The sequence below is a fragment of the Streptomyces sp. NPDC001137 genome (assembly GCF_040298885.1).
Lineage (GTDB): Bacteria > Actinomycetota > Actinomycetes > Streptomycetales > Streptomycetaceae > Streptomyces.
The window spans coordinates 138021-161206 of the sequence record NZ_JBEPBA010000012.1 but is presented as its reverse complement, the minus strand read 5'-3'; the positions used below and the strand labels follow the sequence as shown (position 1 = coordinate 161206).

Genomic DNA, 23186 nt, shown 5'->3' with positions numbered 1-23186 from the left:
AGCCGCAGGATGCGTGGACTGAGAGGGCGAATCGGTTGAAAACGTGGTGTTCCATACATGCGACACCATGGGCATGGATGATCTCCGCGGCAACAGGAGGAGGCAAAAGGGGTGACGGGCACAGCGGCCGAGCGGGGGCGCAGACACGCTCAAGCGCGATGCCGACATGGCGGCGCCGTAGTGGCGCGGCCGGTGACCCGCCTGGCTCAGGTGCGGTGCAGGCTGGTGAAGAGGCGTCGCGACTGGGAAGCCGCGCAGCGCCCGAGAAGGGGGCTCGGTCAGCCCTTGGTCTGCTGTGGAATCTGTGGAGCCAGTGCGGCGAATACGGTCTGGTAGGCGCCCATCAGCGCGATGAACTGGTCATCGGGCAGCGCGGAGATCTGGGTGGCAGTGGCGCTCATCAGAGGATCCAGGACTCCCAACGGCTCCGGCTTCCTGGGAGTGGAGACCGTGGGAGGCTCCTGGGCGGAGGGGAGCGTGAGCCGCCCCTGGTCGTCGCGGTCGACCAGTAGGGCGTACGCCATCCACTCCGTGAGATAAAGGCCGCGCTCGGCAGGGCCGGGGGTGCTGGCCTGAAGGCGCCGAGCCAGCTCGGCCTCCTCCAAGGCCCCAGTCGACAGGTGCTGTTGGGCGGATACGTGGAACCACTGGCCCTGCCAGTGGTCGCGCAGCAGGAGCCGGGCTCGTGCTGAATCGGTGCTTCTCAACTGCGCAAAGGCAAAACCGGTCTCGGTCAGTGCCCAGGAGCCGCGGCCGGGTTGGAAGATCCCGGCCTGGGTGAGGAATCCGGCCGCCGAGGCGACGGACTTCGGAGAGATCTTGAGCCGCTCGCCGATGGTCATGGCGCTGACGTCATCCCGCTGTGGGCCGCCGAGTTCAGCCATGACGTCGATGATTTCAAGGTTCCGACGCGGGGTGAGGCGCTCGTTCGGGAGCATGCGAGATCGCGAAGAACCGGAAAATGTCATCACTCGCCTCCTGCGCGCAGGACGGAGTGCGTCACAGGGACTGCGGATGAGCGACATTTGCTGATGTAAGTCGCCAGAAATGGCATAACGGGCCCTCAGTTCGTGTCCTACTACAGGGATTTCTGATCGGGACCCGACGCGGAACACGGGCTATGCCCTAGGGTGGTGTTCGATGCGTGGGCCCTCAGCTGACGTGTCACCGGCGCCGCTGGAGGAGAACCGCCAAGTACTCTCTGGCGGCGCCACGCGCACGTTGCTGGGTGCGAGGTTGTTCTCTCTAGGTGTCCGTGCGGTAGTCCTCCGGAATCACCACTAGCCGGTAGGCACCCCGATGGACGATTTCCACCGTGCCCCTCGTGTGCAGGTTCGCAAGTGCGCCGCGGATCGACTTTTCAGCCGCGTCCGGTCGGACCTCTCGTACGCGCTCGTAGATCAGCGTCAGTGGAGTGATCTCTCCCATGTTGAGTGCGTCCACGATCAGGCGCTTCAAGGAGCGCCCTGGAGTGCTCGGAGAGGCAGGCTTGCCCGCGGCCGCCTGCTCCGTTTGTTCGGCGCGGGAATGCGTGTCCGACGCACTTTGCTTCTGCTGCCGCGCGTACGCTTCGGCGGCTTCGACGGTCGCCTGCACAGCGGCATGGCGCTCGGCCGCGACACGCTGAGCGCATTGGGTTTCCTGTAGTGCCCGCTCGGCTTCGACCACAGCCAGATCGGCTGCTTCGCGGCGAGTGCGCTCGACCTCGGCCAGCTCCCGGAGACGAGTGATGAGCGGCTGAGCATGTGTGCTCGTTGCGTTGCTCACCACACTCTCCTCAGCTGCCTCTGGAGCGACTTGTGGATCACCCTACCTGTCCTCGAAGCTAACCGCAGCAAGTAGCCAAATGCTCCGTGAGCAAAACGTATCTGATGGTCCGTCTGCTCTGGCTGGGCGGGTGGTTTCGTGGTGATCTGAGGTCTCTTAATACGTGGAGTCTTGGCTCAACCTGCCGCAAGGTCACGCAAGTTGGTGTATGGGATCAGCGGCTCGTGACGGCAACGCGCCTATTTTTGAGGGTGGTTGCCGGGTTCTGTGAGAGTGGTGCCGACAGGTGTCGGAGGAACCAGGCGCAATTGCTCGGTCGTGATGCGCAAGCCCGCAGAGGTCGGGATGCGGGATAGTGAGCGACGCTGGTCGCCCGTAGCATCCCGGCCCCGACCGCGCTGAGAGAGGCTGCAGAGCTCACGGAGCCAGCTCCGGGGCGGTGCCGTGCGTGGCACGATCGGGCCATGCCACGCAGCAACAACGACAAACCCCCTCTGTTCTATGTGGCGGACGGCACCTGGCCTGAGGTGACCCTCGCCTCGGATGCTCCGCTCAGCGCTCACTGCGGCCTGTTGCTGGCCCGAGACCTGCGCCGGACGATGCGGACACGCGGTCTATCCCTGCGGGGACTCGCTGACGTCGCCTGCGTCGCCCATTCCACCGTCGCCCGCGTGGTCAACGGTGACGTGCTTCCCGACATCGGCACTCTCACACGCCTGGAAGACGCCCTAGACCACCAGCTCTGGCCGGGGCCAGTCGCGGTGCGGTCGGCCGCGTCCCCGGATGCAAGGGCCGCTGGTTGATGATCCGGGAGTGGTTATAACTTTGCGTGATCCTGAGGCCTGGACGTGCATGTGCTCCCGGAAGGCGGCACAGTTACTCAGACTCGCTGCCCGGACGTTGCGGCGCGCAGCAGGGGCGGGCTGAGCAGCCATGCCTGTCCACGGCGGTAGAGGGCAGCGGGACGTCCGGTAGGAGGCAGCCACTGCTCTCCCGTCGGCTGCACGAATCCCGTGCTGTTGAGCACCTTGCGGCGGAAGTTGCTGGGGTCCAACTGCTGGCCCCAGATCGCTTGGTAGACCGTGCGCAGATCTCTGAGTGTGAACGTCTGCCCGCAGAATGCTGTGGCCACAGAGGTGTACTCGAGTTTCCTGCGGACTTCTTCCAGGGCCTCGGTCAGGATTGCCTGATGGTCGAACGCCAAGTCGAGCCCGCCGTCCTCCAGGCGCGTCACGGGGGCCCAGAATGCACGTGCGGCATCGGTGCCGCCAATGGGAGCGGGCAGGTCTTGTCCCAGTGCGAGGTAGGCAACGGTCACGACTCTGCCCCGTGGGTCCCGTCCGGGGTCTGCGTAGGCACCGAGCTGCTCCATGGTCCACGGCACAGCCAACCCCGGCTGGATCGTCATCCGTGGCGTATCCGACAACGCCGACGAGGAAAAGGGCCACAGTCACCATGAAATCGCAGCACGACACGCCGCCCACGTCCTCCGCCAACTGCTCCCTTACCTCTGCTGACCCAGCCCTGAGCGCCGCCGGCACAGCCCAAGGAGAACAACTCCCCAACCGGAGCCCTCACATGAACGCCTTCCTCCTCGGCATACTCAGCTCCCTCGCAACCAGCGCCGTCCTGCTCGCCCTCAGCCTCCTGCGCGCCTCGCGTCCCCTGTGGTGGCTCACGGCCGCCTGCTCCTGGTTCACCGGTACAGGATTACGCCGGGCCTACCACCGCCAATCCTCCGCAGAGCGGAACATGGCAAGCGACCTCGGCCGCGCCCGCTGGATCAAGGTCATGGCAGGACGCGGCAACATACTCACCCGCGAAGCCTTCGCTCCCCTGTGGTCCGGCGACCTCTCACCGGCCTCTGTCCAGATCCTGCTGCCCGACCTCCACACACCACCCGGCTCCTGGCTCGACCGCCGCTCCCAGGACGTCTCCCGCTTCGACCCAGGCTTCACCCCTGGCCTGCTCAGAAGCCAGGTCCAAGCCAACACCGACTACCTCGCCCAAGCCGCCCGCACGCAACGCAATATCCAGCTGCGCGGCTACGACCTCCCCCACACCTGCCGCGTCATAGCCACTGACGAGGTCGCCTACCTCACCTTCTACAGCGACAACGCTCACGGCAGGAATTCTCCCTGCCTGTACGCACGGGCGCCCGGCCTCTTCTACACGATTGCGCTCCAACAGTTCGACACCGCCTGGGCGAACAGCACACAGACCCTCGCCACACCGCAGAACTAACCACACATCCCTCTACCAACTCCTTTCTGCCACGGCACCGGGGCTCCTGCGGCGATGCCGTGAACCCTCCCATGCGCACAGCCGAGGAGGTTGGCAGCCATCTCACGCGGGTCCTGATCGCGCACCACCCCTCTGCTGGCTGAACCGACTGCTTCTGAGTGGTGAGCACCGCAGGCTCACTAGGAAGCGCGCCGGCGACCGAGCCGAGTGCTGTCGCGCACGCCTCGGCGGCGTACCAGAGTCCCCCCCGCCCGCGGCAGGAAGAGGTAGCCGAGATCGGCCTTCCCCCGCCGCCCAGGTGAGACACACGCAAAGGCCCGGGCTGCCGGTCTCTCACGTTCACCCAGAAGTCGTTCTCAGGCCTGGCGTCCCGGTTCTCGGGGAGCCGCTGTGGTGGTCTTGGTGAGGGTGGACTAAGTTGGGATGTCAGTGTGGCTGTCATTTCGGGGAGCGGCGTGGACGATGTTGAGCGGGCTTTCAATGCCGAGATCGGTCGGCGAGTGCGCGTAGCGAGGGTGAAAGCGAAGCTGACGCAGGAGTTGCTGGCCCGCAAGGCGGGGCTGACGCGCGGGTCGATCACGAACATGGAGTCCGGTGCACAGGCCCCTCCGCCGTATCGGCTGGTGCGCCTCGCCTCAGCACTGGGGGTGAAGCCGGCCGACCTCCTGCCGACGCTGCAGGAGCCCGGCCATGAGGACGAGCTGCCGGACTATCTCGCAGACACCGTGGCTTCCTGGACGTCGGCGGTTGAACAGAGGGCGCACGATGGCCAGGTCTGACGCGGCGGCTAGGACGCTGTTGACGCAGTTCGGCATCGACGAGGCGCCCATCGACCCGTGGCTGATCGCGGAAAAGCTGGGCGTGCTGGTCGTACCGCAGGACATGCCGGACGACGTCTCCGGGATGCTGATGCGCCGGGGAGACGAGCAAGTCATCGGCGTGAACCAGAAGCACCACAAGAACCGGCAGCGTTTCACGGTGGCCCATGAACTCGGGCATCTGAAGCTGCACCGCGGCCGCCCACTGATCCTGGACACCGATACCCGTGTCAACTTCCGCGACACGGTGTCGAGCATGGCCACGGATCGTGAGGAGATGGAGGCCAACCGCTTCGCGGCTGCCCTGCTGGCCCCGGAGGCCATGGTGCGCCGCGCGGCACGTGAGGCCGAATTCCGCACGGCCAAGCAACTGGTGCCCCTCATGGCCAAGCACTTTGATATGAGCGAGATGGCCATGAACTACCGGCTCATCAACCTCGGCATCATCGCGGACCCCACACTGGCACCGTAGGGCTCCGTCGTCCTGTCGAGAGGCCGCCCGCCGTCGGGGCGGCCTCTCTTGTGCTGGTGCATGACAGTGAAACTGTCACTCGAAAAATGTTGCCTCCGAGGTTGGTTCGTGCTGCACTTCAGGTAGTGCACGGAGGCCACCGGGGTCTCTGAGGCAGGAGGTGAACCAGCCGGGGTAGTCGATCAAGGCAAGCGGGTCGGGCGGCAAGCGCGGGCGAAGTGCGATCACGGGCCGGTTCGTGAGGCAGGCCACGGTGCGCAGGCATCCATCGACGACGGTGAACGAGCGCGCGTCGCGCAGCTCGAAGAAGAGCAGGTAGGCGGGCTTCCGGGCCCGCCTTTCACATATCCCGGCCCGCTGCGGCGGGCAGGAGAAGGGAGACGGTCGTCATGGCGACAACGGAGACGCGGCACGGAGGCGCCGCACACAAGACGGTGACGGTCATCCTCGACGAAGAGCAGGTCTCGGGAGTGCCCCAGCACACGGCCCCGAACGAGATCCTGCAGCTGGCCGGGATCGATCCGGCCACGCACTACCTGGAGCGGGTCAACGGCCGGCACCGGGAGTCGTTCAAGGACGAGGGCGACAAGGACATCACCGCCTACGAGCGGGAGAAGTTCGTGTCGGTGTTCACCGGCCCCACCCCGGTCTCGTGACAACGACCCTGCCGGAAGCCGGGCCCGCGGGCATGCTCGCGGGCTTGGCCGCGGCCGGCTACGCCGTGGAGCAACGCGGAGAGTTCGCCGTCTTCGACTACACCATCGAGGTCGGCCCCAGGGCCGGGGAGACCGTCAAGATCGGCCTGGCGCTCGTGCAGGACTGGCCGTTGTCTCCGCCGCCCGGCCCCCATGTCACCCCGCGCCTGGGCCACCCCCACGGAGCCGTACATGCTTCCCCGCTCACGACACGCGGAGAGGAATGGGAGTACTGGAGCCGCCCGGCCTCCAACTGGCCGGCCGACCGCACCGTCCGGGGCTACCTGCGGCACCTGCGCACCCTGTTCTCGCAACTGGAGCCCCCCGCATGATCACCCGTTTCTCGGTCGCCATGACGACCGCCGTGGCGCAGCGCCTCACCGGACATCTGCGCCGCGCGGACGGCCAAGAGGACTGCACGTTTGTCCTGTGGCGGCCGAGTACCGGCTCCCGCCGTACGACCGCTCTGATCGTCGACCTCGTACTCCCCGAGGACGGTGATCGGATCGTGCACGGCACTGTGGACTTCACCAGCGAGTACTTCCTGCGGGCCGCCGGGACAGCTGCCGAGCACGGTTGCGGACTGGGGTTCATCCATGCCCATCCCCGCGGCCGCCAATGGCAGCGCCTGAACGACGTCGACCACGCGGCCGAGGCATCCTTCGCCGCCCAGACCATCACCCTCACCGGACTGCCGCTGGTCGGTATGACCTTCGCCGGCGCGGACGCCCGATACGGCGCTCGTGTCTGGCAGCGGCACGCGCCACGCACCTATTGCCCGACCGAGGCGGAGAACGTACGTGTCATCGGCGACCGCTTCACGGTCACCTTCAACGACACCCTGATTCCCGCGCCCGAAGCCACGAACCGGCAGGTGCGCACCATCTCCGCCTGGGGACAGGAAGCCCAGAACGACCTGGCGCGGCTCCACGTCGGCATCGTCGGCACCGGATCGGTTGGCATGCTCATCGTCGAGGCCCTGGCCCGCACCGGTCTCCAACACCTGAGCTTCTTCGACTTCGACACCGTCGAGTCCGTCAACCTCGACCGACTCCTCCACGCCACCGACCGCGACGTGCGACTGCACCGGGCCAAGGTAGACATCGCCGCACGTGCAGCCCGGCGATCGGCCACCGGCACGGACATCCGTGTCGCGACGCACGAGTTGAGCGTCGTAGAGCCGGATGGCTTCGCCGCCGTCGCGGACTGCGACCTGCTCTTCTCCTGCGTCGACAGACCCTGGCCCCGCGCCGCCCTCAACCTCCTCGCCTACGCCCACCTCATCCCCGTCGTGGACGGCGGTATCTCGGTCGATGCCCGCGGCGGGCGCCTGAAGGGCGCCGAATGGCGCGCCCACGTCGCCGCCCCCGGCCGTGCGTGCCTGGAATGCCTGGGCCAGTACGACCCTGCCCACGTTCCCGTGGAACGCGACGGGCTTCTCGACGACCCCTCCTACATCAAGGGCCTCTCGGCCGATCATCCGCTGCGCCGGAAGGAGAACGTCTTCATCTTCTCCACGAGCGCGGCCGCCGCGCAGCTCAACCAGTTCCTCACCATGGTCACAGCGCCGAGCGGCATCGCCGACACCGGAGCCCACCTGCACCACCTGACCACCGGAACCATGGACCAACGCTTGGAAGGATGCGAGACGGGTTGCCCCTACGACGGCATGCTACGAGCGCTCGGCGACGACGTACCCGTCACCGTCACGGGACAGCACCCGGCTGCTGCAAGGGCCCGCGCAGCTCGTGCCCTTGCGGCAGGCCGATGGCCGCTACGAGTCCAGCGTGCCGTCGACGACCTCTTGGTGCATGTCCTTGATCGATGAGCTCGAAGCGCAGCGATCGGCGCGACCGACCTGGGGTGTTCAGCCTCGACGATCGTGCCCACGGAAGTGACCAGTGCGCCGCTGGTCAGGTCAGGCCGGGCTCGATGCGTTAAACGAGCTCGGGGAAGGCCTCTTCCCAGACGGCACGAATGTGTCTGCTGATCAGCGTGCGTAGGTCAGGCCACTGGGCGAGCAGCAGGTCGCGATTGAGGAAGGCGACGAGGTCGTCGCGCTGTCCTTCCGCCAGAACGGTGCGATAAAGGCTCATGCATTGCCGGGGGCGGTCGAGGTCGTAGGCACGCAGGCCCGACCATGCGACGTGCAGCGGCAGCTCGACCCGACCATGCACGGGACCGGCAAGCTCCATGAGCGAGCTCGGCAAACGGCGCGCGTACCTGGCACGCAGCAGCTCAGCTACGGAAGCGGAGGAATTGAACTGCGGGTCCACGCACGGATTGTGCCTCACGGGGCCGTGCCGGGGTCATCAGAGCTGCCCGTCACCCCATGGAGGACCGCAAGGATCCGCCTGATGTCCGCGGCCAACGTCGCGGGTATGGCAACCCTGCCGGCTCGAACGGACAGGGCACCCGGAGTGTCAGCCGGATCAGCCTCGACCAAGTAACCCACTTCCGACAGGATGCCGAACAGCGCCGCGTGCAGATGACGTCGAGCGGCCTCGTGCGCACGGTCCGCAGCGCCCATGGGCCACCCTCGCAGTTGTTCATCGGCTGCGACCCGACGCAGGCTGCGCGAGACGAACCACTCCACGCCGACCGACTCACCGCGATCCGTCACCACCATGCCGTGAGCTCGGTCGCGGTCATCGCTTTCCGCTTCTGGTAGTCCTGCGGCTGCCAGAAGGGTCCGGATTTCCAGGGCCAACGGACCGCGAGCCGGAGACCGGCGTCGATAGTGAGCACTTGGCACAGAGCACGCTCCTTGGAGAGGAATGAACGGTCATTCGACGAGAGTGATGACGCCGTCGGGAATCCACCCCTCCAGATATCCGCGTAGAAAGGGGCCGAGTTCGTGTGGATGCACGTCAAAATCCTCGCCCTCGACATCTGACAGTGGATGCCAGACGTAGTCGGCGTCCGCGCGGGAACGCATGCGAGCCCGAAGGCTGAGCGACCTCATTCTGTTGTGATGGACGACGAAGATACGCATCGATGCAGCTGGGACGCCTTGCTCTGTCGTGGGATCAAATATGCCAACTACTGGCGTGCGGGCAACGAACCAGTGCGAGAAGAGCGGGTCCAGAGTGTGAATTACGGAGAACTTTGACGGCAGGATGCGGATTACTCTTGAAGGGGTCGGGCACCAGGAGGACTCGCCGTGAGTGCGGCACAGCAACACGCGATCTTGGCAGTCAATCACGGCCAACGCGGTGGAGGGAGATTTCTTTCGGAGTGCTTTTCTCATGTGTTGAGCGTCCGTCAGAACCGGTGCCCGCACCTCTGCTGAGTTGCATGCGAATGATGCCAACAACGATCAGGCGAATCGCTGAAGTAAGACACCGAACAGACGGCGAGAGCGACTGCAAGCAACCCCTGAACAACTGGGACGGACTGTGCTGAACCGCCCCCTCGCGTGGGGCATCGAGCTTACGATCGCACGGAGACAAAGGGGTCAGGGGGATGGGGGCGAGGTGAAACGCGAGCGGGCCACCGCACTGGTGACGGAGCTGCTGCAGCGTCTGGACGAGGATGCAGGGTGGCCGCTGGAGTTGGTCGACGCCGTGTACCTGTTCGGCTCGTACGCGCGCGGCGCCCTGGACCCGCACGACGTGGACATTGCGGTGGACTTCCACCGCGATGAGCAGATGCACGCGCGTGTCGTGGCCTACCTGGTTTCCTCCGCACGGGATCCCCGGATCGATCTGCGCCAGGCTCTGATCGGGCGTCGCCGTGGCATCCAGTTCCAGTGGGAGGCTTCCGAGCGGAAGGAGCTGGAACGCGAGGGCGTTGCCATGCTTCCCCTCTGGCGCCGGGGGGACACGCTAGAGCAGGCACTCGCCGTGCTTCACGGCATTAAAGAGGACCCCAACGCCGGGCGGGCGCCGCGTGACGACATGATCGAAGAGTTCGAAGGTCTTGACCGGCACATTCCTCGGCCAGTCCGTCACGACCTGGTGCAATGGCGTGACGCCGGACTGATCACGATCTCCCGTCTCACCCTTCCCGACACCGACGCCGTGCCCCCAGGACGCCAGACGGTCATGGCCATCGACGAGCGCTGGAACTTCGACAGCCCCCTGCGCCGAGCTGCGCTTTCCGCCCTCGAGCACGTGCGGAGTCTTGGGGCGCCGCTTGAGGACATCGAACTCGCCGGCGAACTGCTGCCGACCTCTGCACGGCGTGCAGGACAGCCCAACGAGCCACGATGGTGGATCAACTGGCAGTAGCGCCGCTACGGGGCCATCCCACGCTGTCTTGCCGAGGGCGACGGCTGGCTCGAGATCCCTCACCCCACGCGAACCCGCCCGCTGGATTGACGGCGGCCATGACAAGCTCCCCATAGGCGGCCACTTACCGCCCCACTGATGGCCACGGGATTCCCCACGTACGGCCAGATATCTCCCCGCTCGCATTGGACGCATCCCGCTCGGCGAGGCTCGGGCGGGTGAAGAACAGCAGGGAGATCATGGAGATCCTTGAGGCGTACGACCTCACGGGCAGTTACCGCGCCGCGGCCGAGCTGACCGGCGTCGACCACCACACGGTGGCCCGGTATGTGAAGATGCGGGCCGCCGGCCAGCACCCGGACCAGCGCCGTCACCGGGCCCGCGCGATCGACGACTATCTGCCGAAGATCGAGGAACTGGTGGTCCGTTCGCAGGGCAAGATCCGTGCGGACGTGGTGCACAAGAGGATCGTTGCTATGGGCTTCACCGGCGGGGAACGCACCACCCGCCGCACGGTTGCCGAGGCGAAAGCCCAGTTCAGGGCTGGTCGGCGGCGGGTCTATCGGCCGTGGGTGACCGAGCCGGGGCTGTGGATTCAGTACGACTTCGGCGACGGGCCGACCATCGCCGGCCGCAGGACCATCTTGTGGTGCGCCTGGCTGGCCTGGTCCCGGTTCCGGATCGTGATCCCGATCTGGGACAAGACGCTGCCGACGGTCACCTCGTGTCTGGATGCGACGTTCCGCCGGATCGGCGGGGTGCCGGCCTACGTCCTGACGGACAACGAGAAGACGGTCACCACCGATCACGTCGCCGGGATCGCGGTCCGCAACCCGGAGATCGTCGAGGTCGCCCGGCACTACGGCACGACCATACGCACGTGTCTGCCCGCGGACCCGGAGACGAAGGGCGGTTCCGAGGCGACGGTCCGGATCGCGAAGGCCGACCTGGTGCCGAAGGACGTCAACCTGCGCGAGCACTACAAGACCTTCGGCGAGCTGGAGGCGGCCTGCCGCGTGTTCTGCGACGAGGTCAACTCCCGCACCCACCGGGCGACTCGGCGCAAGCCGGTCGAGCGGCTCGCCGAGGAACGGCAGCGGCTGCACCCGCTGCCGAGGAGGCCGTTCACCGCTGCGTTCGGCACCACCCGGAGGGTGAACTGGGAGTCCACGATCTCGGTCGAGGGGGTCCGTTACTCCGTTCCGCACGAGCTGATCGACAACCGGGTCTGGGCCCGGTTCCACGGCGACGAGCTGATCGTCACCGCGGTCGGTGAGGACGGCTCGGCCCGCGAGGCCGCCCGTCACCGACGCGGCCAGCCGGGCACTCCGGTCCTGGACGACGCCCACTACCCGCCGCGGGAGAACAAGGACAACGACCGCACCCCGAAGGCCACTTCGGCAGAGGAAGCCGCCTTCCTCGCGCTCGGTCCGGGGGCGGCGTCCTGGCTGGTCGAAGCAGGGGCGGCCGGGGTCCGACGCGTCAAGGCGAAGATGGCCGAGGCCGTCGCCCTGTCCAAGCTCTACTCGGTGGCCGAGGTCGACCGGGCCCTGGGCACCGCCGCGGTCACCGCACGCTTCGCGGACAAGGACTTGCTGTCCATCGTCGACTACCAGGCCACACGCGAGCACACCGAGCCTGTCCGCCGCAGCGAGGAACACTCCCTGCAGCCCGGCACCTCCGCCTGGTCCTCCTTCGGCCTGCCCACCACGACCTCGGACGTCTCCGAGCACGACGAAAGCGATCTCGCCTGATGGCCACCCCACTTCGCACCGTTCCCGGCACCAACGGCGACCCGCTCGCCGAGGCCATCGAGCTGACCAGGCGGCTCAAACTCCCGCACCTGCGGCGGGTGTTGGCCGACCTGATCCCCACCGCCAAGGCACAACGCTGGGACCCGGCCGAGGTCGTCCGCGTCCTGCTGGCCGAGGAAGCCGCCGGCCGGGACCGGGCCAACCTCCACACCCGCCGCAAGCGGGCCGGTTTCCCCACCGGCAAGACCTTCGGCGACTGGGACGAGACCAAGTCCGCCATTCCCCGCCCCACCCAGGACGCCCTCAAGTCCCTGGAATGGGTCGGGCGGCGGGAGAACTTCTGCATCTGCGGGCCCTCGGGCACGGGCAAAAGCCACTTCACCGAGGCACTTGGCCAGACCGCGGTCGAGGCCGGGCTGACCGTCTCCTGGTTCACCATCGAGGACCTCGGAGTCCTGGTCCGCCGGCACCGCGCGGACGACTCCATCGCCCGAGCCCTCGCGAAGATCATCCGCTCGGATCTGATCACCGTCGACGACATCGGCCTGCTGCCGGTCTCGCCGGACGCCGCCGAAGGCTTCTACCGCCTGGTCGACGCCGCCTACGAACGACGCTCGGTCGCCGTCAGCAGCAACCTCCACCCCTCCGGATTCGACGAGATCATGCCCAAGACCCTGGCCACGGCGACGGTCGACCGGCTCATGCACCACGCTCACATCGTCGTCACCCAGGGTGACAGCTACCGGCTCACCCAGGCCACCAGCGGACAGGGAGTGAAGCCCTTCAGCTGACCCGACCGACCCGAGGGCGGGGAATTATCTGGCCGCCACCGGGGACATCTCGACGGCCGCCAGCGGGGCGAACTCCTGGCCGCCTACGGGGAGAACGAAATGGCCGTTGACACTGGATGCCCTTCTCATCGTTCAGGGGCCGCAGTGAACCTCGTGCAGGACCTTTCAGCATGCCGAGCAAGTGCACCAACGATCCTGATGGAGAACCTCTCGTGACCGGCCAGGACCTCGACGCTGTGCTGCCCTCCGAATTCCTTCTCACGGCGATGGCCGACTGCGGCCCGGAGGACCCCGTGGTACGGCTGGCGGCGCAGCAAGTCCGGTCGGATCAGCCCCGATACGACCGCTCCGCCCTCGCCGAGGCTCTGCTGTTGGGTCCCCATGCCGAGGAGGCGCCCCCATGGCTTCTGGAGGCAGCCGTGGCGGCGGACCTGGAAGCCGAGAAGGAATTGCCCCACTTCGATCGTCGACCGACCCTGGTTGCGCTCGCCCTTGGGCACCCATCGTGTCCGGCATCCCTGCGGGACCAGACGCTGAAGCGCTGCACTGCTGAGCAGTTGGCTCAGCTCGGTAGCCCACGCGCCGCTGAGTGGCTGGTCAGTGCGGTTGCCGAGGAAGTGCGTGCCCGGGGCGGTACACCGCCGCCGATGGCTCCCCGACTACTGGAGGCCCCAACCCAGGCCCAGATCGTGCTACGGCAAGGCCCGCTGCACGACCTGGTGTTCGCGGCAGCTCGCGACACGCTTCCCACGGCCCCCGACCCCGGCAAGCTGGGCGAGGGAGAGGACGCCGACGACTGGCTGGAGCGTCACACACGGGCGTATGAGGCATGGGCGAGCATGTGGCGCCGGATACTTGAACGAAACCCGGACCGCCACCGGGAGTTCGTGGAGTGGTCCAAGCACACTGACGCCGAGCGGACGGTCCGCGACGAGTTGCTGGGCAGTCTTCCCTGGTCGGTCGAGCCTGCGCTACTGACCGAGCTTGCCGGGGCCGACCTTGGGCGCTTCCCTTACGAACTGCTGCTGGCCCAGGCCTCCCGCATGCGCCGCGATGGGTTGGACAAGCAGCAGGTACTGGATTGCTTCGCCGCGGAACTGTCCGCCCTGCCGGACGAGGAGCAGGTCCGCCTCCGCCATTTCCTGAGCCGTGAGAGCACCACGCTGCTCGAGATAGGGTGCGAGGCCCCCGTCACCTGGGTGCGGCACGCCGCATCCGGAACCTGGCGTCACCTGCTCAACCCGGGGCAGGCCAAGGACGGCTACCGGCCGGTGCACTGGCGGGCTCCCGCGACTACGCTCGCAGACCTCGCTGCAAGGTTCGCCGAGACGGCAGCCCGTGCCCTTCCCTTCTGGGAGGCCGAGGACCGTTACTCGGCCATCGACCCGGACGAGGTGGCCTGGGTACGCGACATGATGCTGCACCTTCCGACGGTCACCGAGGAGGTCAAGGCCGGGGTCCGCCCGATCGTCCGGCATGCGCGGAAACGGTTGAGCCCCCACCAGCGCGGCCTTCAGCCGCGTTACGACCGGCGTCGCGAGCTCGAGGAGATCCTCGACACGATCGAGCGCGTCCTTGCCGATCCGCCGCCCGCCGTCGGCGCGGATCGCCGCCGGAGCGCACTCGGCGCCCCTGGCGAGGTGACAGTGCGCGAACTGGCCGCTGTCCCGGCACAGGCCCTGAGCGAGTACCTGGACCGGCATCCCGGCGACGACTCCCTCGTGGAGAAGGCTCTCCTCGCGTGTGCCGCGAGCGGGCACCGGTCCGACGACGACTTCGAGGACGTACTGCGCCGGCACGGCTCCCCGGACACGGTGCTGCTCCGTCTCACCGAGGGCCTGCGTGGGAATCTCGGTGGCGGTCCGCCGTGGCGCGAGGCCTGGACCCGTCTGGTCCTGGCCAGGCGGGACATCACGTCGGAACTGGTACGTGCCCTGCCAGCCTGGTCGGTGCTACGTGCGCGGGGTGATCGTTACGGAAGCGCACATCCGGCTGTGGTTTCGGTAGTACGTGAGGCCCTGAGCGCCGATCAGGATGCGTGGGACCGGTTTGCGGCCTGCCCGGCCACTTACTCCGGGCCGACCGCCTGGCTGCGCCTCGGTGATCTGCTGGATGCGGCTGCCGTAGGAGCATCTTGGCCGAAGCCGCCGGGGAGCCGATGAGCGGCCGGGCACCGAGGATCTGCGCCTTCCCCGTGGGGCGTGGCTGTGCCGCCCCGCGGCCTTGTCTGCGAGGCGGCACGAAAGTTTGCGCTGGCCTTTGTGTCCAACTGCAGTGAGTCAGCCGCCGTCGACGTAAGCACGTGCGGCGACCATGACGTCCTTGAAGCGCCCCTCAGCGATCACCGTAAGAGGGGCTTCGTCCTCGAGTTGGGGGTTCATCCCGATCATCCACGCACGTGCTGTGTAGAGGCTCTCAGCGTCCTGGATGAGTTGGAACACCTGCAGGGCCGCGCGGAGTCGGTCTTCGGCATCCTGGCGTGGTGCTGAATCGCCCGAAGCCCACTTGCCGACCTGCCGGGGATCGTTGATGTTGGTGATGCGAGCGGTCAGGCGCTGGCCGAGGTTGTCCTGCAGAAATCGGGCGATGTCCGCGATGGACATGCGTACCGTGGTGGCGTGGGCTCGCTCGGCGCTTGCTGCACTCTTGGCGGCTGCGGGGTTGTTGGCTGTGGTGGCCATGGCATTTCCTCCCTCGTGTTCTGACTGCACGCCTGGCCGGTGGCCGACTGGTCGCGTGTCAGGCAACGGGTGCAGGACTTGATTGCGGACAACTCGGCCTGCCGCACGTCCGATGGAGTGCAGATGCGGGCTCGGCGCCGCTGACTGATGTGACGCTTCTGAAAGGTGGATCCGCGGGGAAGCGTGACCTCTGCGGATCATGACGGCGCTAGACGCCTGTGGTCAGCATCGCTGCATGCCGGTCTCGGAGGCAGATCCGGTGCTGGGCTGACTGAGGGGGTGCAGGCTGTGCAGGAGCTTGTTGCGACGCCAGTTGCTCGGCTGGCTGGCCTGCGGAGCGCCGTCAGGAGGTATCAGCGCGATCGCAGGTGCGGCGATGGCGGCTGCTGGTAACTGGTGGCTGAGTGTGTTCATGGTCCCTCCCCAATAGTTCATGAGTTAAGGCTACCCAGAATCCACCTCTAACTCCACCGTTTTTGCGCTAACTTCTGCCGCCTGAAGACCTATCAAGATCGGTTCATCGAAGCGAGGTTGGGGATCTGACGTGCAGCTTCGCTCGATCCTGTCGCCTGATGGTGTCAGGTGGTCACTGACGTTTTCCTTCGTTCGGGCTACGCGGCTGATGGAGGTTTCAAGGTGGATGCGAGCGGGGGATAGCGAGTGTGGTGTCGCGGCGTCAGCGGATGGTGAGTCCGTACTCTTCGGCGACTCTCCCCAGCCCCTCGGTCTCCGGCCAGATCGGCTGCCTCTCCACCTCTTCCAGATCGACATCGCTGAAGATAGCCCAGCACTGGCGCATCCCGAAGCGGGAGCGGTAGGCGATCCCGTGGATCAGCCGGCCCTGTTGTGGGTCGCGCTGTGCGATTGCCCAGGCGGCGATCTGGCGCGTCACCCTGCGGTTCGTGCCTTGGACGTGTTCGGCGGTCAGGTCGGTGATGTCGAACTGCGCCAGCTCTTCCTTGAGCTCTCTCGACAACGTGCGCTGCGTCTGCTCGTTGTCGACGTCTAAGAAGCGCGCCTCCTTGGCCGGCTGTAACCGCACCAGCGTGTGCCGGGTGCGCCAGTCCTGGGGAAGGTGCCCGGGCCTCATGAAGTAGGGCTCGTTCCAGTCGTCGCCGATGAATTCACGCAGTTCGGGATCCACACGGAAAGGAGCCAGCGCCTCGGCGAAGCACCCGTCAAGATCGGAGGCGCAGTACAAGGTGCCGTAGCTCACCAGGCTCCACCGGTTGCCCCCCGAGCGGCTGTCGTCTTCCCGGCTGATCTTGTTGTACTTGCGTGGGTTCTCCGCCTTCCCCAGGCGCCACACCCCGCGTTCCGGTGCCGGTATGAGACTTGCCTCTAACGGTGTGCCCTCGCTCATGGGCCGCTCCTCACTCAGGTACGAACTTGCACGTGTCGGTTCTCGGGTCTGGCTCGTTGCTCGCCGTGTGCGCGGCAGGGACGGGTGTCGGCACGCACTGCCGGATGCCCGGGCGTCTGAACACAGCCGAACGATCATTTTCTGCTGCTGGACAGACAAGGGCGACTGGTCCTGCCGATCCCATGAGGGGCGCACGAAGGATTTGAGGGGGCGCACGGCCTATTTCGTAGGCGACGGGTCCTCCAGGTCCAACTCGAGAACGGCGACTCCGGCCTCTCCCGCCATGGCGAGGACGACCTTGTAGACGGATTCGCCGGAGGGGCGCACGGACAGCGTGTGCACAGGAGTTCCCGTGGCCAGCTGCAGGACGCAGTAAGACGTTGTCGCATCCCAGACCCGGATCGTGCCGTCCCGAGAGGAGCTGGCGACGTAGGAGCGAGCGATATCAGCGGACGTTGTCCAGGTAGCGATGGCCTCGACGGCGGCTGTGTGGCCTCGAAGAGGCTCGCCGATGGGTTCGAGGGTGCGCAAGTCCCATAGGCGCACCGTGTGGTCATCTCCACCGCTGGCGAGGAAAGGCGGCAACGGGGAGGTGCCCGTGTTGATGGCCACGGCATTGATGATCCCCTGTCGACAGTAGAGGACCTTTTTGGGCGCATGGTCTGTGCCCGCCCAAAGGCGCACCGTCCCGTCAGCACTGCCAGAAGCGAACCAGTCCGCGCTGACTCCGTCGGATGCCGCCGCTACGGTTCGGACCGTGTAGGGATGCCGCCACTGCTGTAGCGGTCGTCCTCTGTCCAGGTCCCAGAGCCGGACTGTGAAATCGTCGCCGCTGATGGCCAACCGCCGTCCATCGCAGGCTGCAGTCGAGGCGAGGACGTGTATGGGACGGGAGTGCCCCTTGAGAAGGACGCCGGCAGCAGCACCGCGTACGGGGTCCCAGGACCGGATGCTGTGGTCGGATGCCGCCCAGAGGAGTAAGCGCCGGCCTTCGTGCTCCGGTGCCCAGTTGAGGGCAGACGAGGCATGCTTCGAATCCCTGCCGAACGAGCCGGTGACCGTCCCGGTGAGGGTGTCCCAGACCTGGGTTTGCGCGGTGCTGTAATTGACGGCCAGGAGCGGTGCGGCAACGGACTCCGGAGTGATTGCCGCAGCTACGGCGGCGGGGGCTGTGGCGGTGCCCCGAATCGCGTGACGGATGGAATGCGTGTCCCAAAGCCGGACCGTGTTGTCCCGAGCGGTGGAGGCGAGCCGGTCGCAGTCGTCGGCCGAGATCGTGCGCAGGGCTGTCACGGCGTCCGTGTGTCCGGTGAGCTGACCGGTCCTATGCCTGGTGTCCATGTCCCACAGATCGATCGTTGATCCGGAGCCGGCCGCGGCGATTAGGTCCGAGCCGTCGATGCGCAGTGCCGCCAGCGCGGTGACAGGCTCTTCCTCTCCTCGGAAGATAGCTTGGAGGCCTGAAGCCGTATCCCACAGGGTGATGGAGCCGTCGCTGTGGCCGGTTGCGACCCAGCCCGGCATGGTCGTTTCAGTCAGGCACCTGACCGGAGCGCCCACAGAGTACTCATGCAGCAATCGATGATCCGCGGTGTCCCACACTTTCAGCGTGCGGCCGGCACCGACCAGCAGCTGCCGTCCGCCGGGGCCGATGGCGAGGCCCAGTGCGAATGCGGCCTGTTCCGACGGATGAGCGCTCATGTCGGCCAGGTGGAGTTCCTCCGAGTGCTCGCGCCAGAGTTTCACCGCGCCGTCACCGTTGACCGCTGCCACAGTCAACGTCCCTGCGTCGTCGCGGTATCCGGTGACAGCAGCGGTCCAGGTACGCCCCCCGAACGTCATATGGTCAAGCAGGATCCCCCGGACCGTGTCCCAGACGCGTACCGTGCCGTCGGTGCTGCCAGACACAAGCGCTCCATCGCCGGTGGAGTGCGCCACGAAGAACAGGCATCGCACGTCGCCGTCGTGCGCGGGAATCCGGTCCCCGACAGGTGTACCGGTAGCCGTGTCGATGAGCTCGATGCCGCCCAACTCACTGCCTACAACCAGCAGTTGCGCACCACCGGGACCTTCGGCCGTGGCCAGCGACAGACTGCGACGGTTCAGCGTCGCGAGCACGTTGGAGGGCGGCGCCCATTGTGACCAGAGGACACACAGGCGGGAGCCCGGGAATTCTGCGGCCTCCTGAGGCAGGTCTTGCCGGGGAACACCGGGAAACCGCAAGGCTGTGTAGGCCAGATGCAGACTGGAGCAGCGGGAGGGGAGATCCGTGTCCTGGACGTAGGGCTCGATGGCAGCCCATGCCGTGAGCCATTCCCGGTTCGCACGGCGTGCGTGTGGGAGGCCGAGACGTCCCCGGACTCCGTCGCCGGAGACCCACGGCAGCAGGCCAGGCGGCACGTGGCTGTCATCCAGAGCCTCGCCGAGCGCGGCATGGTGAGCCAGGTGCCGGGTCAGATAGGGGTGCGGCACGGTCACTGCATCAGGCTTGACCAAACGCGCCAGTGCGGCTGCGATGCGTGCATGGGCCTGCTGCTCACCGGTGTCGGCGCTCCTCTGCCGCTCATCCGGGTTCATCCAAGGCCCTCCTCATCTCGTGCGGCGGCTGAGGCCACTGGCGCAGCATCACCCCGAGTTGCTCGTGGGCGGGTCGGTACACAACGTGGTCATCCTCGATGTCATGTGTGAGGTATCCGGCAAGTCGGCCTTCGAGGAGCCGTCGGATCTTCTCGTCGGCGTGATCGATACGGGCCTGCAGCAGCGCTGAAGCCACGGCCGGCCACACCTGGGCCCACGGCATTCCGCGCCCCAGCCCGAACGCGGTGGCGCGCAGCAGGGCGAGCGCCTCCTCCCGGTTCAGGCCGTCATCGCCGACCTGGTTGAGATCTTGCTCGAACAGCCCCACGGTGCCCCGGTCGAGCCGTGAGAGCCACAGCTGGTCGCGGAGCAGTGCGACTCCGTCGCCCCGACGCAACTGTTCGGCGGCCAAGCGGGCGTCCAGGAAAGACCGACCTGCATGACGCGCCACTCGCTCCGCTGCCGAGGCGATCACCTTCGGGTCGGTGCCCCAGGGAGCCCCGGCCAACAGAGCAGTCACGTAGGCGGCGATATCCGCCTGCACCCCCTCTCCGTCCGTGCGCACCACCTGCGCTGCCGGGAAGACAAGCCGGAGTTCCTGCACCAGCCCGGGTACCCCGGTGGCGGCCGACGCCACCGGGGTACCCGGGCTGGTGCTGCGGACCCCGATGAGGAGACGCAGGCCACTGTGGCCGGAGGACGGTTCGGCCGACGTGGAGTCGGCAGCCTGGGCGGGGATCGAGATTCTGTCCGCCATACCGGGCAGCCCGCCGGCATAGCCGGCGAGAGGCACGAGAACATCTCGGATGCAGGCACCAGCCTCCGGGGATTCGTCCAGGCCGTCGACGACCACCGTGACCGTGTCCTTCTGACGGGACGTGAAGAATGTGCGCAGCCCTTCCTGCCATTGCCGCAGAGCATCTGCCGCAGGTTGTGTGCGGTCCCGCTCACCGCCCAGTCTGGTACCGATGGCTTCGATCAGGCTCAGCGGCCCGCGGTTGCGGGCTGAAACCGCCACGTGGATCGATCCCTCGTCCGGGACGGTGTTCGCGGGAGACTTGCTCACTGCCTCTGCGTAGCGAGGTGACGCCCGGAAGGCGGAATCGCTGAGCGTCACTGCCCGGGCCAGTACCGCGGATTTCCCACTGGCGGCGGTGCCGGTCACGATGAGGACGCCCGCGGGACCTTTGACGAAGCTCGTCAGTCGGCGGTTGAGTTCCTGGCGGCCGGAGAAGTACCAGCCGGGATCGTCGCGGCTGGCGCGGCCGCTGGCGCGGTCCAGCCAGTACTCCAGTTCCTCGGGCGTGGCTGCGACTTCCTCTCTGGCTTCTGTGACCACCTGCGGTTTGGGCCGGTAGCCAGGGTTGGGCAGGGTAGGGGTCGGGGCGCCGAGCTTGCCCTGGAGGACCGTTCGGGGACCCGCGAGTGAAAGATCCCGTTCTTCGTTGAGTCGGTCGGTGGCCTGCTCGAGAGCCTGCATGAATTCGGAGATCGACAGGTACGGACGGGCGATACCGGCCGCGTCCTGAAACCACTCGAAGGCCATGCGCAGGACGACGGCGAACTCGCGGCCCAGCACCGGGGAACGGGCCCCCGTTGTCGCCACGACGTTCAGCGCCCTCCCCGGGGACTCTGGCCGGACAAGGTCGCGGGCCAGGTCCCTGAGCTCTACATCGATGCCTTCCGCCTCACAGGCGTTGACGATCACGAGTACATGGCAGGCCTGCGAGTCGAGAGCCGCGATGACAACCTCGTTCGTCGGCATGCCCGTCGCCAGCAGCCGATCAGTGTCCGTGCTTGGCAGGAGCAGGAAGTGTCTGGTGGATGTGCCGACAGCGCCGTGTGACGTGATGTAGAGGACCAGCGCCTCGTCTTCTGCCGCGTCCCGGATGCCGGAGCTGTGCAAGAAACGTTCCACATCGTGACGTTCCTCCGGCGCACGCAGAATGGTCTGTACAAACCCTTCGCCCGGTTCCGGTCCTGCCTTCCACCACGCAGTCACGACCGACAGCTGTTCCTCGATCGCCTTGGCGAACTCAGGGTCCCCGTCCTCCACAGTCACGATGACCAGTGAGCCCGCGGCCGGCCCTGCGCCCTCTTCACTCTTTGACGGATTGGCCTGCCCGACTAAGCCAATCTCCCCGTGCTCCCCCTGCATGTTCTCTATTGTTCACAGCCATGAATCGCCACGGGCCAGAACCTGCGAACTCCTCCGCCACATCGGATGTGACCGCCGACATCACCCAGGACGCCGTTGTCATCGTCCCGGGCATCATGGGCAGTGAGCTCTACGACACCGTCACTCAGAAGACCATCTGGGGCTTATCCGGCGTGTCGTGGCTCTTGAAGGCATGGACACGGCCCAAGGGCCTCGAGCCGCTGCGCCTGACTCCGGAGGAACTGGAAGGCAAGACCACCCGGATCAAGCCCACTCAGCTGATGCGCCACTCATCCTGGACTCCCTACCTCCAGGGGTTCGAGCCCTACACCAACCTGATCAATGCGGTCCAAGGCTGCGTCGCCGATTCGGCCGCCGTCCTGGAGTTCGCCTACGACTGGCGCCTGCCTGTCGCCGTCAACGGCCACCTGTTGGCCGAGGCCGCCCGCCGCCACCTGACCGCCTGGCGATTGCATCCTGCCCACGACGCCGCTCGGCGCAACCGTGTGGACGAACGTCCGGCACGCCTCGTCTTCGTCGCTCATTCCATGGGAGGCCTCGTCACCCGGGCCGCCCTCGATGCCCCGTACGACGGCGCTCTGGCCGACGACACGCGCGCCGTACTCACCCTTGGTACGCCCTTCTACGGTGCGGTGAAGGCAGCCGCGATCCTCAACACAGGGCGCGGTGCCCCAGTCCCGCTCCCGCACCGGCAACTGCAATCCATCTCAGCCACCATGCCAGGCCTTCATGACCTTCTTCCGCAGTACGCCTGCCTCATCGACGGGAACGATGTCCGTCGCCTCACCCCCAGCGATGTGACAGGCATCGGAGGTAATGCCGAACTCGCCCAGGCAGCAGTCGAGTTCCAAGAAAAGCAGGCGAACGTCAGGTTGCCCGGGCACTGGGCGGTGGCCGGCACAAATCAGGCCACCATGCAAAGTCTCACGATCCGCGACGGCGTGGTTTACCCGCATCAGCACGGAGCTCGCCAGCACACCAGTGGTGACTTCATCCGCGACTCGCGCGGCGGCCTGAGGTTCTATGACGTCAAGGGCGACGGCACCGTATACAAGGATTCCGCAGCCGTCGGACCCGCTGTCACACCACTTCCGCTACAGCATGGAGCCGTCGCCTCCGATCGCGTCGCGCTCAAGGCCGTAGCGGAAATACTGCGGGACGACGAACACTTGGGCCCGCCTCAGGGCGCCCCCGGCTGCGGACTGGACGTTCCCGATCTGGTAGAAGTCGGAACCGCTTGGAGTATCACGCTCAGCGGCGTGGATTCCTTGGCTGGTCTCCGTTGCGAAATAGCCGACGTTGCCGGTCAGAACCCGCAGGTCATCAAAGCAGGCTGGGGTGACGGGCAGATCAAGGCCAGGACCACCGTGAATATTCCGGGCTTGTACCGCGTCACCGTTCGCACCATTGACGGCCACACCATCACCCAACTTGTCCTGGCCAGTGAAGCCGGAGCCACGAGGGAAGTGGAATAGGAGCCAGCCTCGCGAATCAACGTGGGTACCCGATCTCCTGGGTGCGCACTCCGTGGGCAACCAGTTCTGGTCTAATTCTCCGCCGCCCGCGCAAGTAGCGAGATTGCCGACGAAGAGCATGGTGCGCTTCCTCGGCGG

At 66.7% G+C, this 23186-nt stretch carries 22 protein-coding genes; 13 read left to right on the top strand and 9 right to left on the bottom strand.

Going from position 1 to position 23186, the window contains the following annotated elements; all coding sequences use genetic code 11:
* Nucleotides 1-278 precede the first annotated feature (278 nt).
* Nucleotides 279-968 (bottom strand): hypothetical protein, encoded by a 690-nt coding sequence (locus ABT254_RS24695; protein WP_351473929.1) that lies wholly within the window; start codon nt 966-968, stop codon nt 279-281.
* Nucleotides 969-1245: 277 nt separating this feature from the next.
* Nucleotides 1246-1767 carry a hypothetical protein gene (locus tag ABT254_RS24690; protein WP_351473926.1) on the bottom strand — a complete coding sequence of 174 codons (522 nt, stop codon included), beginning with the start codon at nt 1765-1767 and terminating at the stop codon, nt 1246-1248.
* Nucleotides 1768-2231: 464 nt separating this feature from the next.
* Between ABT254_RS24690 and ABT254_RS24685 the strand changes: the two genes are divergently transcribed.
* Complete coding sequence (locus ABT254_RS24685; RefSeq protein WP_351473924.1) at nt 2232-2570, top strand: helix-turn-helix domain-containing protein; 339 nt, start codon at nt 2232-2234, stop codon at nt 2568-2570.
* Between the two features lie 77 nt (nt 2571-2647).
* Here ABT254_RS24685 and ABT254_RS24680 read toward each other — a convergent pair whose 3' ends face one another.
* Nucleotides 2648-3085: an NUDIX hydrolase gene (locus ABT254_RS24680; RefSeq protein ID WP_351473921.1), complete on the bottom strand. Its 438-nt coding sequence runs from the start codon at nt 3083-3085 to the stop codon at nt 2648-2650.
* A 260-nt stretch (nt 3086-3345) separates the two neighbouring features.
* Between ABT254_RS24680 and ABT254_RS24675 the strand changes: the two genes are divergently transcribed.
* From ABT254_RS24675 to ABT254_RS24650, 6 genes are all read left to right on the top strand, one after another.
* On the top strand, nt 3346-4011 hold the full coding sequence (locus ABT254_RS24675) for a hypothetical protein (protein WP_351473919.1): 666 nt from the start codon (nt 3346-3348) through the stop codon (nt 4009-4011).
* Between the two features lie 455 nt (nt 4012-4466).
* Nucleotides 4467-4790: a helix-turn-helix domain-containing protein gene (locus ABT254_RS24670; RefSeq protein ID WP_351473916.1), complete on the top strand. Its 324-nt coding sequence runs from the start codon at nt 4467-4469 to the stop codon at nt 4788-4790.
* Nucleotides 4777-5301, top strand: coding sequence for an ImmA/IrrE family metallo-endopeptidase (locus ABT254_RS24665; RefSeq protein ID WP_351473914.1), 525 nt, complete (start codon nt 4777-4779; stop codon nt 5299-5301). The genes ABT254_RS24670 and ABT254_RS24665 overlap by 14 nt, the downstream gene beginning before the upstream one ends.
* A 389-nt stretch (nt 5302-5690) precedes the next feature.
* Complete coding sequence (locus tag ABT254_RS24660) at nt 5691-5957, top strand: hypothetical protein (RefSeq protein ID WP_351473911.1); 267 nt, start codon at nt 5691-5693, stop codon at nt 5955-5957.
* Nucleotides 5954-6328, top strand: coding sequence for a hypothetical protein (locus ABT254_RS24655; RefSeq protein ID WP_351473908.1), 375 nt, complete (start codon nt 5954-5956; stop codon nt 6326-6328). Before ABT254_RS24660 ends, ABT254_RS24655 begins: the two co-directional genes overlap by 4 nt.
* Nucleotides 6325-7824, top strand: coding sequence for a HesA/MoeB/ThiF family protein (locus ABT254_RS24650; protein WP_351473906.1), 1500 nt, complete (start codon nt 6325-6327; stop codon nt 7822-7824). The genes ABT254_RS24655 and ABT254_RS24650 overlap by 4 nt, the downstream gene beginning before the upstream one ends.
* Before the next feature lie 109 nt (nt 7825-7933).
* Here the strand turns inward: ABT254_RS24650 and ABT254_RS24645 are convergent, their stop codons facing one another.
* A complete protein-coding gene (locus ABT254_RS24645) occupies nt 7934-8272 on the bottom strand; it encodes a hypothetical protein (RefSeq protein ID WP_351473903.1) in 339 nt (112 codons plus the stop codon).
* Between the two features lie 56 nt (nt 8273-8328).
* On the opposite strand from ABT254_RS24645, the gene ABT254_RS24640 reads away from it, so the two are divergent.
* The 5 genes from ABT254_RS24640 to ABT254_RS24620 all read left to right on the top strand — a co-directional run bounded on the left by ABT254_RS24640 (nt 8329) and on the right by ABT254_RS24620 (nt 14935).
* Nucleotides 8329-8667, top strand: a complete 339-nt coding sequence (locus tag ABT254_RS24640) for a hypothetical protein (RefSeq protein ID WP_351473900.1) — start codon at nt 8329-8331, stop codon at nt 8665-8667.
* A gap of 805 nt (nt 8668-9472) precedes the next feature.
* Nucleotides 9473-10228, top strand: coding sequence for a nucleotidyltransferase domain-containing protein (locus ABT254_RS24635; protein ID WP_351473897.1), 756 nt, complete (start codon nt 9473-9475; stop codon nt 10226-10228).
* A 218-nt stretch (nt 10229-10446) separates the two neighbouring features.
* A complete protein-coding gene (gene istA / locus ABT254_RS24630; RefSeq protein WP_351473894.1) occupies nt 10447-11982 on the top strand; it encodes an IS21 family transposase in 1536 nt (511 codons plus the stop codon).
* Nucleotides 11982-12773, top strand: coding sequence for an IS21-like element helper ATPase IstB (istB, locus tag ABT254_RS24625; RefSeq protein ID WP_351473892.1), 792 nt, complete (start codon nt 11982-11984; stop codon nt 12771-12773). Before istA ends, istB begins: the two co-directional genes overlap by 1 nt.
* Nucleotides 12774-13192: 419 nt before the next feature.
* Nucleotides 13193-14935 (top strand): hypothetical protein, encoded by a 1743-nt coding sequence (locus ABT254_RS24620; protein ID WP_351473889.1) that lies wholly within the window; start codon nt 13193-13195, stop codon nt 14933-14935.
* 117 nt (nt 14936-15052) lie between these two features.
* Here ABT254_RS24620 and ABT254_RS24615 read toward each other — a convergent pair whose 3' ends face one another.
* From ABT254_RS24615 to ABT254_RS24595, 5 genes are all read right to left on the bottom strand, one after another.
* Entirely contained in the window at nt 15053-15454 is a 402-nt protein-coding gene (locus ABT254_RS24615; protein WP_351473886.1) for an XRE family transcriptional regulator, read from the bottom strand.
* A 222-nt stretch (nt 15455-15676) separates the two neighbouring features.
* Nucleotides 15677-15868 (bottom strand): hypothetical protein, encoded by a 192-nt coding sequence (locus ABT254_RS24610; RefSeq protein WP_351473883.1) that lies wholly within the window; start codon nt 15866-15868, stop codon nt 15677-15679.
* 262 nt (nt 15869-16130) lie between these two features.
* Complete coding sequence (locus ABT254_RS24605; protein WP_351473880.1) at nt 16131-16817, bottom strand: RES family NAD+ phosphorylase; 687 nt, start codon at nt 16815-16817, stop codon at nt 16131-16133.
* A 219-nt stretch (nt 16818-17036) separates the two neighbouring features.
* The gene (locus tag ABT254_RS24600; protein ID WP_351473878.1) at nt 17037-19394 is read right to left on the bottom strand and encodes a WD40 repeat domain-containing protein; all 2358 of its coding nucleotides are present in this window, start codon (nt 19392-19394) and stop codon (nt 17037-17039) included.
* Nucleotides 19381-21552, bottom strand: a complete 2172-nt coding sequence (locus ABT254_RS24595; protein WP_351473875.1) for a hypothetical protein — start codon at nt 21550-21552, stop codon at nt 19381-19383. The genes ABT254_RS24600 and ABT254_RS24595 overlap by 14 nt, the downstream gene beginning before the upstream one ends.
* A 20-nt stretch (nt 21553-21572) precedes the next feature.
* Between ABT254_RS24595 and ABT254_RS24590 the strand changes: the two genes are divergently transcribed.
* Complete coding sequence (locus tag ABT254_RS24590; RefSeq protein WP_351473872.1) at nt 21573-23048, top strand: esterase/lipase family protein; 1476 nt, start codon at nt 21573-21575, stop codon at nt 23046-23048.
* The last annotated feature ends 138 nt before the right edge of the window (nt 23049-23186 follow it).